Below are 13,062 nucleotides of genomic sequence, written 5' to 3'. Positions count from 1 at the left end.
TAGGTTATGACGCCACGGCAATGGTTCGCGCTGGTTCTTCGCTACCTGGGTGCAAGCAGCATTTTGACGGCCATCAGCTATCTGCTGACGGCCTACAACGTGCATAAGGGGCTCTACGCGGGCGCCGTCTCGGAACTGGGTTCGATCAACCACACGGTGGTGGACGCTCTTCTGGGACTCGGCTTGCTGATCTGGGCCGATCGTATCTCGGCTTTCTTCGTTCCCGCGCAACGGCCTGCGGAGCCGGTCAAGGCTGAGTCGTGACGCTGGATACGGTGGAGATCAAGGCCTTCGTCCCCGCGAAGGATTTCGAGTTATCGCTGCGTTTTTACCGGGACCTGGGTTTCACCGTTGCATCGTCATCCGACGGCCTTGCGTATCTCCATGCGGGTAACTGCAGCTTTCTTCTGCAAGGCTTCTACGTCGAGGAACATGCCACGAATTTCGTGATGCACTTGCTCGTGGCCGATGTGGATACGTGGTGGCAGCATGTGGAGGCGCAGGATCTCGTCGGTCGCTACGGCGTCCGGTCAGAGCCGCCCGCGGATCGCCCATGGCGGATGCGAGACTTCACGCTGACCGATCCCAGCGGTGTCCTGTGGCGGATCGCGCAGAACATCGGAAATCCTCTCGGCCACGAGGCCTGATTCGACGATTTCTATGGCTGCAATGTGCGTCGCGCGATGGCTTACGGCTGAACCGCCACGAACGAGGGATGGTGGGCCGTGCCAACGGTTGCTATGACCGTGTTAGTCCGTGCGTCGATCACCGTGACGGTGTCGGAACCGAAGTCGCTGGTGTAGATACGACCCGTGCGGCGGTTGAAAGCGATCGCCGCGGGTGACGTGCCGACGGGTATCGTGCTGATGACGGTCTTCGTAACGGGATTGATCACGGATACGGTGTTGTCATCCGCGTTGGCGACATACAGCGGAATGCCGATCGGGCTCGTTGCCACGGCATCGGGGCCTTTACCGGCCTTCAGTACGCCTGTCACCGTATTCTTGAATGTATCGATGACGGATACGACGCTCTCGTTGTAGCTGGCGACGTATACCCTGGCTCCCAGCGGACCTACGACCAGAGAGTCCGGACTTGCCGTTACCGGCATGTTCTCCGTCACCGTGTGAGTGGCGGTGTCGATGACCGACACCGTAAGGTCACCCACGTTGCCGGTGTAGACACGCGTGCCGCTGGCATTGGCGCCGATCGTCAGGGGCAGGCTTCCTACGGCCACCGTCGCCACCGTGGTGTGGGTGGCCGTGTCGACGATCGACACGCTGCTTTCATTCGCGTTGGCAACATACAGCTCCGCGCCGTTGGGGCTGACCGCGAGCGCGTTCGGCGTGTTCCCGACGTGTATGGTCGCGGTCACCGTATTGGTCGCGGAGTCGATGACGCTTACGCTGTCGCTATTGGCGTTGGCGACGTAAACCGTCGACCCATCCGGGCTGACGGCGAGGCTGATCGGGGCTTTGCCGACGGGAATCGTGGCGGTAACCGTATGGGATGCCGCATCGATCACGGAAACCGTATCCGACGATTGACTGGCGACGTACGAGAGACGCAGCGTACGTCCCAGGGCGGTGACGCGTCGAATGAGACGTAGGTCTCGTTTGCTTGTAGGGGAAATCCTACACGGCACGTTTGCCGTGCCAATCTTTGCCTTTGCCGCCCCGACAACTTACCATCGCGTCGAAGAACGAAGCGGCCTCAGGGGGCTTTTTTTCGTTCTTCCTAAAGGGGGAGCCACTCACAGGTCAGGCACGTCGCCGACGGCCGTCTTCCCCTTTTGTCTGTCGCTTTGTCAAGACTCAAGGAGAGGTCGTTCGTCATGAAATTCAAATCACTCGTCGCGATGGTTTCGCTCGCCGTGCTCGCTGTATACGCCCCCATCTCGCTCAGCGCGGGCCGTTCCGACGACGCGGTCGAACGCATCGGCACGCCGGCGCCGGACAGCAAGTTCGCCAAGGTCCACGATGGCATGTACTCGAAAGAGATCATGGACCTGATCGGACCGCCGACCGATCAGAAGTCGTACCAGACGGGTAAGGCGTTCATTCCTTTCCATTTCGGCAGCGACAACTACCGCACCGAATTCCACTACAAGGGCGAAGGCGTGCTGACCTTCTCCGGCGGTGGCATGGGTGAGATGGGCTCGCTGAAGCTGATTCGCATCGAAGCGAATCCGGCGGAAAGCGGCTACATCCACTAACAGGGCTTGATCGGCCGCCCGGAGGACGAATGTCTCGTATCGAGCTTGTCCGCCGGGCAGCTGCATGGTTGACGGCGGCGCTGTGTCTTCTGCGTGTCGGCCTGTTCGGGATGTACAGGTATGCGCGACGGTTTGCTGCTGCCCTTTGTTTACTGGCTGCTTTCGTGCTTCCCGTGGGTTATATCAATCCCTTCAACGCGATGGATCACGGGGTCGATGCGCCCGTTAGCCATATCCTGCTGTGGATGGTGCCGGCTGAGATCGGACTGTTGGGGCTGGCCTGGGCGCTCGATCCGCCGCTAACCGGACCCACCGGCCGCCGCTAAAGCGCGGGGTATCAAACCGTTGCAAATCACGCCGCATGCTCGCCGTCGAATGAACGTCGCGCGTCACGTACCGCCCCATGATTCTTGTCGGCCCACTCGATCAGCTGGCTGATGGGCTCGAATATCGACCTTCCCAAGTCGGTCATGCTGTACTCCACCGCAGGCGGCCGTGTGGGGAACACCTCACGATGGACGTAGCCCTCGCGCTGAAGCTCTTGGAGCGTCTGCGTGAGCATGCGCTGAGAGATGTCGGGTACCAAGCGGCGTAACTCGCCGAACCGGTAGGGCCGCTCGGCAAGCGCTACAAGCAGAAGTGTGCTCCACCGTCCGTTGACGGCGTCCAGGACATCCCTGACCGGGCAGTTATGGATGTTCCCGTCGTTCTTCAGTCGCTCGTGAGTGAGTCGTTCGGTGAGCGTGCCTGTCGTCGACATGGTGGTTACCTTTTTGTGCCTATGTGCCGCGAAACTGCCTCCTTTACGGAAGCGGCTGCTACCTTGATCTTAGAGATGCTCTCAAAAAGAGAGTATCACTCGAAAGGAATAGCGGGACATGTCCGAAACCATCTTCATCACCGGTGCGTCCGGGCACCTGGGCGGCGCGGTGATCAAGCATTTGCTGGCACGCGGCGTGGCAGCTGAACGCATCGTGGCGGGAAGTCGCAACCCGGAGAAGCTGCAGCATCTGACGGAAAGTGGCGTTGCTGTCCAGCGCGCAGACTTTGACGATGCGCAGGGGCTTGTCTCGACCTTCAAGGGTGCCGATACAGTCCTGATTATTTCGACCGATGAATTGACGGCCGACGGGCGCCGGCTCCGACAGCACCGCAACGCGGTAGAGGCAGCTGTCGTCGCGGGTGTTCAGCGCATCGCCTACACCTCGCTGCCGAATCCGACGGCATCTCCGCTGAGCTTCGCACCCGATCACGCCCTGACCGAGCAGGCTATCGCCGAAACGGGATTGCCGTCGCTGGTTTTCCGGAACGGCTGGTATCACGAAAACTTGCTCATGGGACTTCCTTCCGCTTTGCAGAGCGGGCACTGGTATACGGCGTCCGAAGGGGCGAAAACGGCCTATGCCGCGCGCGATGAGATGGCCGAGGCCATCGCGGCCGCCCTTGCCAATCCACCTGCCGGCAGTAAGACCTACACGCTGACGGGATCGGAGGCACTTTCCGTGGATGCGATCGCATCGTTGGTCCGCGATGCCACCGGGCGCCCGCTGGAAGTCGTCAACCTGACCGACGAGCAGCTCGCGCAGCGCCTTGCCGCCGCCAACGTGCCGCAAGCGATCGTCAAACTGCTCGTGTCAGTCGAAGCGGCCGCGCGGTCGGGCAGTCTGGCTACGGTTACGGGCGATCTGGAGTTTCTGATCGGTCGACCGGGCAAGTCTCTCGCAGCATTTATCGAAGAAAGTGCGGCGCTGCTGAGCTAAGCGGCGTGCCAGCGCAAGGATCATCGGATGACTCCGACGGGGAGCATCGGCCGAAGCACGAAGGCGTTTGCCCGTCATGTGACATTGGCGGGCAAGCGCACTCCACCTGCGATTGCTAAAATGGCCGTATGCAACGCATTGATCCCTCAGCCTTCCGCCTCACCGTCGCTCCCATGATGGATAGGCGGCATGCTCCCTCAGAACCGTTGGGGCGCAAGGCTAAAAGCCGTGCGCCCTAACTTTCTGTTGCACTATCGTGACACTGCCTCGCTAATTTGGTCTTCCCTGTACTCGCTTCCAGTCGTCTGCCGCTTTGGCTTTGAGGCCGTCCAAGTACTCAGCTAGGTGGTTCGCATCCACGATCCACGGCGCTTTCTGTGTGCCCGCTCGATAGGCCGGCACGGGCAGCTTATGTCGATTAGCGCGCTTCGCTGCCTCGTCGGCACCTAGGCCGAAGATGTGACACACGCGCTCGAGCGGAATGTTGACCGTCTCGTATTCGGCCATGAGAGCGAACAGCGTCTTCATGTGCCCTCTCCCTGACCGGTATCGTGGCAGTACGCCAACCACGCGGCCTGCACGCCTTCGAATGAATCACGGTCGCCACCGCGGTCGGGATGGTGCTCGGCGCGCAGTCGCCGGTAGGCAGCACGTACTTCGTGATCAGGCGCTCCTGCGGCCACGCCGAGAACGGCTGGCCATGATGGCGATGTCGGTCTCGGCAGCGCGACGAAGCCGGTGAAGGCGCGATCGAGGATCGCCGCACCGCCGTGACGTTCGATCGCGCGCATGGCGTCCAGCGTCGCTGCCACGGCCGCGAGGTTGTCAGCTACGCGGTCGTATAGGTCGATGGCCATGCAGCGCATCGTCTCGTCGGAATTGCGTCTGGGACGCCAGTAAACCGCAACACCCGGATCGGCTGGCTCTGCCTGGTCTGACCGAGGAAAACCGTCGACGCGTAGCCGAAGGTTGGTGCTGATAACCAGGTCATCGTCGCCGGCGCCCATCAGCGCGAGTACGTGACGCACCCGCGCAACAGCCTCGGCGATCGTCAACCGTCGCTTTGCACCGGTGCGCTTCGTCCCAAAACTGGACGTGGCTCGACTTCCGCCGCTCGTTCGCTTCCAACCAGTTGGCCATGCGAGCGGGTGGGCCGGGATGGTCATGGTGTCGCCTCCGTGGTGGCCGCGGACAGCATGTGCTCGTACGCGGGCTTGATGGTGATGGTAATCGGGCCATGGCGCATGTCGCCCTGCATGGTTCCATGCAGCTGTTTGCGCTCCACCGCGTTCATACCGCGCCATTTGGATATGAGGTAATCACCGAAGAGAAGGCCGCGGGGCGACGGTCCCTGCATCTGGCCCACGGAAATGCCACGCTGGCGGCACCATGTCTCCGCACCCTTGCAGGCCTCGAAATCGGTTTCGCTGGCAAAGGCGATTTTCATGCTGCGCTCCTTTCGCAAAGGCCGAGGTCGGACGTGCAGCCGCCACCGGCCTGCTGTTGCATGAAGATGTCGAACTGGCGGCCGCCGCGGCCCGTGCGCGCCCACTCGATGACGTTGCGGATCGGCAAGATGTCGCCATTGATGGGTGCGAAGAACGTTGCCATGCGGTGCTTGTTCGCTGCCGCTACAACAGCCTCCCAACGCTCGAGGCGTTCGATATGTTCCGGCGTCACATCGGCGATGAGGCGCAGCTCATCTTTGCGGCAGTTCACACATGGCCAGCAACCGACACGGCCCGCGCCCATGGCGTACAACGGGTTAGGCCGGAGTGCATGGCGACGGTGTATGGCCCACACATCCTCGACCGTCCAGCTGAAAATCGGACGCCAGAGCGTGGATCCAGCTTCGTGATGATTCCACAGCGGCTGTTCGGCGCGTTTTGCACTCTCTTCGGCCCGGATGCCGAGCCACTGAAGAACGGGGCCCTGCGCAAGCATAGGCAACACCACCTGATCGATGATCGGCGTCGTCTTTAGATCGTCAGTGCAAAACTGCCCCTTACGGGATGGGAATCGTCCTTTGCTAACGCAGAGGTCAAGGAAAGGGTTTCCTGTTGGCTCGTTCAACCTTGCCGCCTCGTCAACTACGTGCTGGGGAATACCCTGAGTTGGCCATACGCGAAGGATGTACGCCCGGTGCGTGGCCAGCTGCCGCGAGAAGTCAGCCCGCACCACTTCAACCTGCGGTCCGCCAGTGCGCTCATGGAGCCTGGCCACGTATTCGTGCGTGGCCTCGTGCTCGTTGCCGGTGTCGGCCATGACGGCACGAAAGGGGCGCCCCGACTCGATCGCCCGAAGGTATACGGCCGTGCTGTCCTTTCCGCCGGACACGTTGACGACATGCTGAATGTCAGCCATGGCGCACCGCCTTGAATGCCGCGTCGAACTCGCTGCCGGTGATTTCCTCGCACGGCGCGCCAAGGGTCAATGCCGTGGCGATGTAGAGGGCGCCGTTGCTCTCGATGAGGCGATAGCCGTACAGCAGGAGGATGCCCCAATCGGTGCCGAGCGATTCCAGCACTGGGTCCAGGCTGGCCCGAGCCGTCGGCCGGTTTGCCTTGTATATCTCCTGGATGCGCCGAAGCTCAGCCATGCGCTCCGTGCGATCGCTTACGCCCTTAGCGACCAGGCGCGCGCGCGGCGATTGGGTACGACCCTCGTTTCTCATCGGCTTCGTCCAGATATCGAACGGCATTAGTGGATCGAACGAGAGACCGAAGAACGAGCGCCCACTGGTACCGCCTGAATAGACCGCCTTCGCACCCGGGAAGAGCGCGGCGAATGCCCGCGAGGCCGCCACGATGGCATCGCACTGCTCGCTATACGTCTTCCAGGCCGCCTGCGTCGCTGGCGTGCTGGCACGGTAGTAGTGCATGGTCATGTCGTTAGCCACGGGCTTTCTCCTTGTGCGCCGCGCGGCGGCGGGCAGTGGGCGGGAAGGGGATCGGTGCCGGCAGCACCATGGGGATCTGGCCGTACAACACGCCCCAATCGGCCTCGGCCTGGGTCAGGGTCGCGTGCAGGCCCGTGGATCGGCCGCACTGGCATTCCAGGGAATGCCGGATCGCCGGCACATCCGCCTGCATGGTTTCGCGCAGCGTGCGGCCGTGGTGCTCGATGTGGCGCGGCGCGTGGCCGCCCTGGCGGCAGACGGCGAAGCGGCCGGCTGGGTGGGTGATCTGAACCTGGCGCATCAGCAATCCCCCTTCGTCGCGCGGTGAAAACCCGTTACATCGCCGCCGTCGACCACGCCCGAGGCGATGAGCCGCGCGATCATGTGAGCGGCCTTGGACGGCGGCAGGTCGGCCAAGGGCAGCGGCTCGTTCATGCTCGCCCCGCCATTTCGGCGGACCGTGGCCACCAGCGCGGCGAACGCCGGATCAGCCGCGCCGGCGCGAACGCTCCCCGACCGCGGCGCCCCATCGAACAGGTCCACGGCAGCCTGTCGTACGGCGACGGCGCGCGCATCGGTCAGCGCGCCCAGTGCGACGGCCAGATGCAGTGCCCCGGTGACGTACGCCAGGTGCTTGGCCCGCACCTGGGGGTGCCCGGCCATGTCGGCGCTCAGCACGCCGGCCATGCGCAGGATCACGCCTTCGGTCTGCCCGGGCGTCAGCAGCGCCTGAGGATGCGCGGCGGGATGAGCCTGGCCCTTGTGTCGCGTCCGAACCTCCGCGCTGCGTGCAGGACCGCGGGCGGCGTTGTTGCGCTCTTGGACGTTGCCCATGTCAGACGACCTCCGGGCGCGGGATGCGGAAGAGGGTGGACAGGCGATCGAACAGGGCGCGCACCTCGAGGACGGCAAGGGCGAACCTGCTGTCGATTTCGGCGTCGACCGACTCGTGCTCGGTGATGGCCTGGTCAAGGACGACGTCCGTGGCACGCACCGATCGCATCGAGAGGTCTTCGGAAAGCACCAGGCTCATGCGGTCGTCCACCGTCAGGCCGACGGCGAAGCACTGTTTGCCGCAGCGCAGGTGCTCGCGGATTTCGTCGGTGTCCAGGTCCTGCCGGCGCACGCGCACCAGGGCACCGGCCGCCGTCGCCGGATCGCGCAGTTCGGCCTCGTCGCCCAGGGTGATGCCTTGGGGAAGCTCGAGCGTGTTCAGCCAGTGCGTCATGAGCAGCCGCGGGCTTTCTTCCGGGGACAGTCGCACGGCGGGGAACGAGCCCAGCGCGGAGCGCAATTCAGACAACACGTCTTCCGCACGCCGGCGGGTGCGGGTGTCGACCACCACCCAGCCGTTGTCCAGGTCGATCCAGCCGGTCGTGTTGCTCACCGTGACCATGGCCCGCGGCAGGAGCTCGTTCAGCACGTCCTCGCGAATCGCTTTACGTTCGCGGCCGCCGACATTGCGCCCTTCGTCCTGGGCAATCTTCTCCACGCGCTTTGCGATTTCCTCGTTCAGGGCGCTGGCCTTCAAGTCCCGCGCGCGCACCTGATAAACGAAGCCCAGCACGTTTTCGTGGCAGATGCCCAGGCGGTCGTCGGTGCGGCCGTAGGGCGAGACGAAGCCGCTGGCGGCGAACTCCATCGGACCCGGTTCGCGCACCCGGTAGTTGGCCAGCGCCTCGAGGATCTCACGCACATGCGCGCGAGGCGGAGCGCCGAAGCGGAAAGCAGTCAGATTTCTGGGAAACATGGTGGCCTCAGCGGTGGACGATGTAGGGCGCGGCAGCAAGGAAGACCACGCTGGTGAGGATCACGCCGGCGATGAAGCCGACCAGGACGGACGGGTCTTGCGTGGGTCGAGGGATGGCCAGCCCTGCGGCCAGGTGGCCGGTTGCCGTAGACTTGCGGCGGGGTTCGAGCGTTGCCGCCATGCCGATCTGCTCTTTCATGGGTACTCCTGGGTGGGTAGGGCGGCGGCGCGTGGGGAGTGTTACGAGCACTCCCCCGGGCCCCGCGGTGATGTCGGTCGCCCGACTCATTCGGTGCTGGGCTTCTTAAAAATCCAGCAGCGGACGTTTGAGGATTTCTTGCCTTCGGTGGCCGTTGTCTCGCCCTTCGCGCGGATTGGGCTGTAGACGCTCCTGTTGGCTTCCACGAACTTGTGAACCTTGCTGGTGGGCAGGTGCTCGTGGAGCTCGCTCAGCGTGGGCAAGTCGCGCCATCGCTCGCCGGCACGCTCCAGCCACTCGTTGAGGTTTACGGCGATCTGGCCTTTGTCCGCGCTGTGGTTGAGATACGGCATCAGGGCATTGGTGCCGTTGAGCTCGTAGAAGCGGTCCCAGAAGTTGCGCACGATGGGGTGGTCCGATCCGATCACCGCTTCACGCTCAACGATCATTCGTTTGATCTGCGCGTAGGTTTCTTCGCGAAACTCGGCCATGGCCGGAACGACGATTTCCATCGCTTCGGCCATCGCCATCAGCTGGCCGTGGTTCTTGGCCAGGCGGATCGACTTCACTTGCTCGATCGCCATGAGCTCGGCTTCGTAAACGGGCATGCGAGCTTCAAAGCGCTCTAGCACTTGTGCTTCGGCTTTGGCCGCGGCGACGACGAAGTAGCTCAAAACGTCCGCGCCCATAGCATTCAGCTGGTCAGACTTTTTCTTGCCATCGGGCGTGTGCCCCTCTCGGGTCATAAAGACGTGGCAGATGCGCTGCATGACCGCATCGTCGGCCTTCACCGGACGGTTCTGCTCGATGACGATCGACCCGCGGAACGGCGGCTCATGCGTTTCGTTGCCGGCGTTCTTGACGCCCGTCGTGCGAGTGGAGCGACCGTTGTAGAGCGATTTCAGTTCGTTGTAGTCGAACTTGAGTGCCTTGGCGCCTTCATCGCCGCGGTCGCCTTCCATCAGCACAACAGGCAGATTGGCGACCTGCACGAAGGTGCGTGCACGGCCAGCGGCCGTCGACTTGGACGGGTCGAAGCCTTCGTACGTCGGGCGCCCCGTGAGGCGGTTAAGGAAGGTCACCAGCGAGGTTTTGCCGGATCCGGCCTCGCCGACCATTTCGAAGAACGGAAAGCTTTCCTGCGAGGCGCGTACCTGCTCGGCGTACAGCGAGCCGAACCAGAACGCCAAGGCGACCAGCCCTTTGCCGCCATACACGTCGCGCACCAGGCGAGGCCAGTCTTGATTGAAGCTGTTGGCGTCCAGACTGATCGTGTGCGGGACGCTGCTGGTGGTTTTGACGTTGGTCTTCTTGTCGAGCTCGAAATATTCCTCGTCGTTGACCTCGAACACGCGACCATCGCGAATCGCGACATTGCCGAACACGTAGGCACGGAACTCGCGGGTGTACCCGATGAAGTCGATGGTGTCGACCTCTTTCAGTCGCTCCAGGCGGTCATCGAACGTGCGCGACAGCTTTTCCTTGCTGCCCTTCCAGCGGGCGCCTGACAGCAGCGACAGCAGTCGAATGTCGAACTGCGCCGGCGTGGCGACCTGCTCGGCGGTGAAGGCCGATTTGACCGGGCGCTTGCGCGCCATTTTGATGTTGAAGAAGTACTGTGAGTCGTCCGTGATCGCGCTGCGCTGGAAGTACAACGGCTCGGGCAAGCACGTCGCAATTTTGGCGACCGTGCATGCCTGCTTGAGCACATCCTCCGGTACGTCGTCGTCGCTATCCTCTTCGGCCTCCTTGTCGCGGAACGCCTGCTTTGCCTTTTCCAGGCGCTGCTCGTTCAGTTCGAACCAGTAAACGCAATCGCCGAAGTCGAGCGGGAACGTGTTCTGCGGGTCGCGCTTGTACATGCGGCACGCCTTATCCATCGCCGTGGGCGCGACGGCGATACGACCCTCATGCCGGTAGTCCGTGATGTGCGTGTCGGTGAGCCGCCCGCGCTGGTGAGCGTCGTTCCAGTCGACCTTCTTGGCGCCGGGCAGCTGCGGAATGATCGCGGCTGTGGCGTGCCAGCCGTCTGCATGCGACAAGCGCAGGTGCTCGTCCAGATACTCGCGGCCGCCGCGGTCGCCGTCGGGTGCCCACACCAGCTTGGGCCGCTTTGCACCCTCCGGGAACAGCTGCGCGAGCGTGTGGCGCGGGTAGTTGTGGTTCGAAATGGCGGAGATGGCTGCGATGCCGTTGAGGCACAGGGCGATGGCGTCGAAAATGCCCTCGGTGATCCAGATTTCGGCCGCCTGCAGCACGTCGATGAGCGCGGCCGGCGGAACCCAGGCATACCCGCGGTAGGACTTGCCGTACTGGAAATGCGCTTTCTGCTTGCCGAAGCGATGCGGCCGGTCGATGATCCGTTCCCAATAGCCGCGCCCGGGCAGGTCGAAGCGCACCGTTGCCGACCCAATTCCCAAGTCACGGTTGTGGTAGTAGTCCTGCGTGTAGCAGCCGTTGAGACGACCGATTTCGAACCCGCGCATGTTGACCAGGTACGCGTCAGCCGCTGCCTGCGGCGATTCGAGGGTTTGCGGATAGCGGTCCGACCACGACTGAAACAGGTCGTCGTAGAGCTCTTTGACGTAGCCTTCCCAGCCGCACTTCGACTTGCGGCCGCACCACAGCTTCCAGGGCGATTCCGCACTGGCCCACACTTCCTTCTTGCCGCACGCGGGGCACTTGCCCTCCTGCAGCCATTTCGAGCCCGGCCGCGCCTTAAAGCCAAACTCCTGCTCCAGGCGGGCGGTGATATCGCGGTGGAGCGACGCGTCCATCTCGCTCATGCGGTGCGCGTCCCCAGGTATGCGGCGGCCTGCTGGGCGCTCTCTGCCGTGAGCACGATGGCCAGGCGATCGGCGCGCAGGACGGCCATGTCGGGCTCCCACGGCCCGATCGACACTTGGTCCGGACGGCACGTGAAAATCAGCGACGGTTCTTCATCGGCGGCGAAGCGGCCGAGCAGGATGCCGACCCAGTCGCCCACGAAACCGTTGCGCAGTTCCAAGGCCTGGCCGCCTTTGGTGGTGATGATGCAGGCGTCGTTCGTCATGGGGCCTCCCCCGGCAGGTCAATGCCGAGGAACGCGGCGATCCTCTTGGCACTGGCTTCGGGCAGGTCAACGAAAAAGCCATCCAATACAAACTCGCGACCGCCGTGGTAGTCGAAACGGATGTAGGGCTTGGACTGCTTATCGGCTACGAAGGTGACGACGTTTGTGTTGTACCCAACAACCATGCCCCGACGGAGGGGACGGACCTTGAATAGCGAGATGACCAGAGCGTCGCGCCGGGTCGTATACGAGATACGCAGGGACAGGCCTGCGGCAACCTTGACCGTGAGGCTGTCACTCGGCGTCGTGGCAGCGTTCATGCGACCACCTTGGCGAGCGCCACGAAAGCGAGGATCGACGTGGCCTCGGCCGGGGTGACCGGCACAAACGCGTTGCTCGTGCCCATCATCAAGCAGTTGCCGTGCACCACGCGCACGCTGTCCGCCGCGACGATGGCGCCGAACACAATGCGCTGTTGCAGATGCTTCCGGTCGAACGCGGTCACGTCGATGCCGTTGGGCACCGCGCGCATGTGCAGGATGCCGCCGGCGGCAAGGTACAGGGTGATTTCGTGCGCCATTAGCCCACCTCGCCTGCAGTGATGTTTCGCAGGAACGCTTCGATGGATGCCGCTTCCGCGGGTGTCAGCACGATCGAGGTGTCGCCGAGCCAAAGCACCGTTTGCGTGGCACGAGAGCGGCGGAAGATGACGGCGCTCAAAGGGCACGATGTAACGATGGAACTGGTGATCTGGTCGCCGTCGAGCGAGGCGACGATAACGTTGTCGTCGGCCCGCACGTTGAGTCCGAGGTTAAGACCCATGGCCAGCGGCATGGCGAAGTCACAGGCGAGGCGCAGCATGCGCAAGGCGTCCGCGGTCATGCCTTGTCCTCCAGCCCGAGCGCGTGGCGCACGTCATACAACGCTGCGGCCAGGCGCACGTCCACCGTGTGCAGCAACTCGTAGGCATCGGCGTGGGTGATGGTGCCGTTGGCCCAGGCGGAGACGATGCCGGTGTGTGCGGCATAGGTGGCCTGAACGGCATTGGCCAGTTCTTCGTCGGCGCGAGCACGCGCGGCCAAGCTGTCGCTTTCGCGATCGCTCATGGTGGGATTCCTTTGTGCTGTGGAATCCGCCACGCCGCTGCTAAACGGGGTGGCGGACGACGCGGGGTTAGCAGACCGGGC

22 protein-coding genes are annotated in these 13,062 nt (G+C 63.3%); 5 read left to right on the top strand and 17 right to left on the bottom strand.

The features are described 5' to 3' along the window. Positions 1-6 precede the first annotated feature (6 nt). Positions 7-264, top strand: a complete 258-nt coding sequence (locus J2X57_RS10045) for a hypothetical protein (protein WP_308852016.1) — start codon at positions 7-9, stop codon at positions 262-264. Next, complete coding sequence (locus J2X57_RS10040) at positions 261-647, top strand: VOC family protein (protein ID WP_036115916.1); 387 nt, start codon at positions 261-263, stop codon at positions 645-647. Before J2X57_RS10045 ends, J2X57_RS10040 begins: the two co-directional genes overlap by 4 nt. 41 nt (positions 648-688) lie before the next feature. Here J2X57_RS10040 and J2X57_RS10035 read toward each other — a convergent pair whose 3' ends face one another. Continuing rightward, positions 689-1,645: a beta-propeller fold lactonase family protein gene (locus J2X57_RS10035; RefSeq protein WP_309866567.1), complete on the bottom strand. Its 957-nt coding sequence runs from the start codon at positions 1,643-1,645 to the stop codon at positions 689-691. 189 nt (positions 1,646-1,834) lie between these two features. Between J2X57_RS10035 and J2X57_RS10030 the strand changes: the two genes are divergently transcribed. Further along, positions 1,835-2,215: a hypothetical protein gene (locus tag J2X57_RS10030; protein ID WP_051943962.1), complete on the top strand. Its 381-nt coding sequence runs from the start codon at positions 1,835-1,837 to the stop codon at positions 2,213-2,215. A 29-nt stretch (positions 2,216-2,244) separates the two neighbouring features. After that, positions 2,245-2,541: a hypothetical protein gene (locus J2X57_RS10025; protein WP_309866563.1), complete on the top strand. Its 297-nt coding sequence runs from the start codon at positions 2,245-2,247 to the stop codon at positions 2,539-2,541. 26 nt (positions 2,542-2,567) lie between these two features. Here the strand turns inward: J2X57_RS10025 and J2X57_RS10020 are convergent, their stop codons facing one another. Then, the gene (locus tag J2X57_RS10020) at positions 2,568-2,975 is read right to left on the bottom strand and encodes a helix-turn-helix domain-containing protein (protein ID WP_309866561.1); all 408 of its coding nucleotides are present in this window, start codon (positions 2,973-2,975) and stop codon (positions 2,568-2,570) included. A 118-nt stretch (positions 2,976-3,093) separates the two neighbouring features. Here J2X57_RS10020 and J2X57_RS10015 point away from each other — a divergent pair, with 118 nt between their 5' ends. Next, positions 3,094-3,975 (top strand): NmrA family NAD(P)-binding protein, encoded by an 882-nt coding sequence (locus J2X57_RS10015; RefSeq protein ID WP_309866558.1) that lies wholly within the window; start codon positions 3,094-3,096, stop codon positions 3,973-3,975. Between the two features lie 270 nt (positions 3,976-4,245). On the opposite strand, the gene J2X57_RS10010 is transcribed toward J2X57_RS10015, so the two are convergent. The 15 genes from J2X57_RS10010 to J2X57_RS09940 all read right to left on the bottom strand — a co-directional run bounded on the left by J2X57_RS10010 (position 4,246) and on the right by J2X57_RS09940 (position 12,981). Next, the gene (locus tag J2X57_RS10010) at positions 4,246-4,503 is read right to left on the bottom strand and encodes a pyocin activator PrtN family protein (protein WP_309866555.1); all 258 of its coding nucleotides are present in this window, start codon (positions 4,501-4,503) and stop codon (positions 4,246-4,248) included. Further along, entirely contained in the window at positions 4,500-5,141 is a 642-nt protein-coding gene (locus J2X57_RS10005; RefSeq protein WP_309866553.1) for a J domain-containing protein, read from the bottom strand. The genes J2X57_RS10010 and J2X57_RS10005 overlap by 4 nt, the downstream gene beginning before the upstream one ends. Then, positions 5,138-5,422, bottom strand: a complete 285-nt coding sequence (locus tag J2X57_RS10000; RefSeq protein ID WP_309866550.1) for a hypothetical protein — start codon at positions 5,420-5,422, stop codon at positions 5,138-5,140. Before J2X57_RS10000 ends, J2X57_RS10005 begins: the two co-directional genes overlap by 4 nt. Beyond that, entirely contained in the window at positions 5,419-6,339 is a 921-nt protein-coding gene (locus tag J2X57_RS09995) for a phosphoadenosine phosphosulfate reductase family protein (protein ID WP_309866547.1), read from the bottom strand. The genes J2X57_RS10000 and J2X57_RS09995 overlap by 4 nt, the downstream gene beginning before the upstream one ends. After that, positions 6,332-6,874 carry a hypothetical protein gene (locus J2X57_RS09990; RefSeq protein ID WP_309866544.1) on the bottom strand — a complete coding sequence of 181 codons (543 nt, stop codon included), beginning with the start codon at positions 6,872-6,874 and terminating at the stop codon, positions 6,332-6,334. The genes J2X57_RS09995 and J2X57_RS09990 overlap by 8 nt, the downstream gene beginning before the upstream one ends. Further along, positions 6,867-7,175, bottom strand: a complete 309-nt coding sequence (locus J2X57_RS09985) for a hypothetical protein (RefSeq protein ID WP_036129190.1) — start codon at positions 7,173-7,175, stop codon at positions 6,867-6,869. Before J2X57_RS09985 ends, J2X57_RS09990 begins: the two co-directional genes overlap by 8 nt. Continuing rightward, entirely contained in the window at positions 7,175-7,708 is a 534-nt protein-coding gene (locus J2X57_RS09980; protein WP_309866539.1) for a hypothetical protein, read from the bottom strand. Before J2X57_RS09980 ends, J2X57_RS09985 begins: the two co-directional genes overlap by 1 nt. 1 nt (position 7,709) lies before the next feature. Continuing rightward, positions 7,710-8,624 carry a recombination-associated protein RdgC gene (locus tag J2X57_RS09975; RefSeq protein WP_309866537.1) on the bottom strand — a complete coding sequence of 305 codons (915 nt, stop codon included), beginning with the start codon at positions 8,622-8,624 and terminating at the stop codon, positions 7,710-7,712. Positions 8,625-8,631: 7 nt separating this feature from the next. Further along, on the bottom strand, positions 8,632-8,823 hold the full coding sequence (locus J2X57_RS09970) for a hypothetical protein (protein ID WP_309866534.1): 192 nt from the start codon (positions 8,821-8,823) through the stop codon (positions 8,632-8,634). An 86-nt stretch (positions 8,824-8,909) separates the two neighbouring features. Further along, positions 8,910-11,609, bottom strand: a complete 2,700-nt coding sequence (locus J2X57_RS09965; protein WP_309866531.1) for a toprim domain-containing protein — start codon at positions 11,607-11,609, stop codon at positions 8,910-8,912. After that, complete coding sequence (locus tag J2X57_RS09960) at positions 11,606-11,875, bottom strand: hypothetical protein (protein WP_309866528.1); 270 nt, start codon at positions 11,873-11,875, stop codon at positions 11,606-11,608. Before J2X57_RS09960 ends, J2X57_RS09965 begins: the two co-directional genes overlap by 4 nt. Next, positions 11,872-12,195 carry a hypothetical protein gene (locus tag J2X57_RS09955; protein WP_309866524.1) on the bottom strand — a complete coding sequence of 108 codons (324 nt, stop codon included), beginning with the start codon at positions 12,193-12,195 and terminating at the stop codon, positions 11,872-11,874. The genes J2X57_RS09960 and J2X57_RS09955 overlap by 4 nt, the downstream gene beginning before the upstream one ends. Further along, positions 12,192-12,455: a hypothetical protein gene (locus J2X57_RS09950; RefSeq protein ID WP_309866521.1), complete on the bottom strand. Its 264-nt coding sequence runs from the start codon at positions 12,453-12,455 to the stop codon at positions 12,192-12,194. The genes J2X57_RS09955 and J2X57_RS09950 overlap by 4 nt, the downstream gene beginning before the upstream one ends. Continuing rightward, positions 12,455-12,757 carry a hypothetical protein gene (locus J2X57_RS09945; RefSeq protein ID WP_309866518.1) on the bottom strand — a complete coding sequence of 101 codons (303 nt, stop codon included), beginning with the start codon at positions 12,755-12,757 and terminating at the stop codon, positions 12,455-12,457. Before J2X57_RS09945 ends, J2X57_RS09950 begins: the two co-directional genes overlap by 1 nt. After that, positions 12,754-12,981, bottom strand: a complete 228-nt coding sequence (locus J2X57_RS09940; RefSeq protein ID WP_309866515.1) for a hypothetical protein — start codon at positions 12,979-12,981, stop codon at positions 12,754-12,756. The genes J2X57_RS09945 and J2X57_RS09940 overlap by 4 nt, the downstream gene beginning before the upstream one ends. Positions 12,982-13,062: the final 81 nt, after the last annotated feature.

Origin of the sequence: Luteibacter sp. 1214, from assembly GCF_031455395.1 — a bacterium.
In the GTDB taxonomy this organism is placed as follows: Bacteria; Pseudomonadota; Gammaproteobacteria; order Xanthomonadales; family Rhodanobacteraceae; genus Luteibacter; species Luteibacter mycovicinus.
Note: the sequence above shows the minus strand (reverse complement) of the source record. Positions and strands in the feature narration are given on the sequence as shown.

Coding starts and splice junctions, on each gene's coding strand:
- J2X57_RS10045 (WP_308852016.1), top strand. CDS start 7: ATGACGCCACGGCAATGGTTCGCGCTGGTTCTTCGCTACCTGGGTGCA.
- J2X57_RS10030 (WP_051943962.1), top strand. CDS start 1,835: ATGAAATTCAAATCACTCGTCGCGATGGTTTCGCTCGCCGTGCTCGCT.
- J2X57_RS10025 (WP_309866563.1), top strand. CDS start 2,245: ATGTCTCGTATCGAGCTTGTCCGCCGGGCAGCTGCATGGTTGACGGCG.
- J2X57_RS10020 (WP_309866561.1), bottom strand. CDS start 2,975: ATGTCGACGACAGGCACGCTCACCGAACGACTCACTCACGAGCGACTG.
- J2X57_RS10015 (WP_309866558.1), top strand. CDS start 3,094: ATGTCCGAAACCATCTTCATCACCGGTGCGTCCGGGCACCTGGGCGGC.
- J2X57_RS10010 (WP_309866555.1), bottom strand. CDS start 4,503: ATGAAGACGCTGTTCGCTCTCATGGCCGAATACGAGACGGTCAACATT.
- J2X57_RS10005 (WP_309866553.1), bottom strand. CDS start 5,141: ATGACCATCCCGGCCCACCCGCTCGCATGGCCAACTGGTTGGAAGCGA.
- J2X57_RS10000 (WP_309866550.1), bottom strand. CDS start 5,422: ATGAAAATCGCCTTTGCCAGCGAAACCGATTTCGAGGCCTGCAAGGGT.
- J2X57_RS09995 (WP_309866547.1), bottom strand. CDS start 6,339: ATGGCTGACATTCAGCATGTCGTCAACGTGTCCGGCGGAAAGGACAGC.
- J2X57_RS09985 (WP_036129190.1), bottom strand. CDS start 7,175: ATGCGCCAGGTTCAGATCACCCACCCAGCCGGCCGCTTCGCCGTCTGC.
- J2X57_RS09980 (WP_309866539.1), bottom strand. CDS start 7,708: ATGGGCAACGTCCAAGAGCGCAACAACGCCGCCCGCGGTCCTGCACGC.
- J2X57_RS09975 (WP_309866537.1), bottom strand. CDS start 8,624: ATGTTTCCCAGAAATCTGACTGCTTTCCGCTTCGGCGCTCCGCCTCGC.
- J2X57_RS09970 (WP_309866534.1), bottom strand. CDS start 8,823: ATGAAAGAGCAGATCGGCATGGCGGCAACGCTCGAACCCCGCCGCAAG.
- J2X57_RS09965 (WP_309866531.1), bottom strand. CDS start 11,609: ATGAGCGAGATGGACGCGTCGCTCCACCGCGATATCACCGCCCGCCTG.
- J2X57_RS09960 (WP_309866528.1), bottom strand. CDS start 11,875: ATGACGAACGACGCCTGCATCATCACCACCAAAGGCGGCCAGGCCTTG.
- J2X57_RS09955 (WP_309866524.1), bottom strand. CDS start 12,195: ATGAACGCTGCCACGACGCCGAGTGACAGCCTCACGGTCAAGGTTGCC.
- J2X57_RS09950 (WP_309866521.1), bottom strand. CDS start 12,455: ATGGCGCACGAAATCACCCTGTACCTTGCCGCCGGCGGCATCCTGCAC.
- J2X57_RS09945 (WP_309866518.1), bottom strand. CDS start 12,757: ATGACCGCGGACGCCTTGCGCATGCTGCGCCTCGCCTGTGACTTCGCC.
- J2X57_RS09940 (WP_309866515.1), bottom strand. CDS start 12,981: ATGAGCGATCGCGAAAGCGACAGCTTGGCCGCGCGTGCTCGCGCCGAC.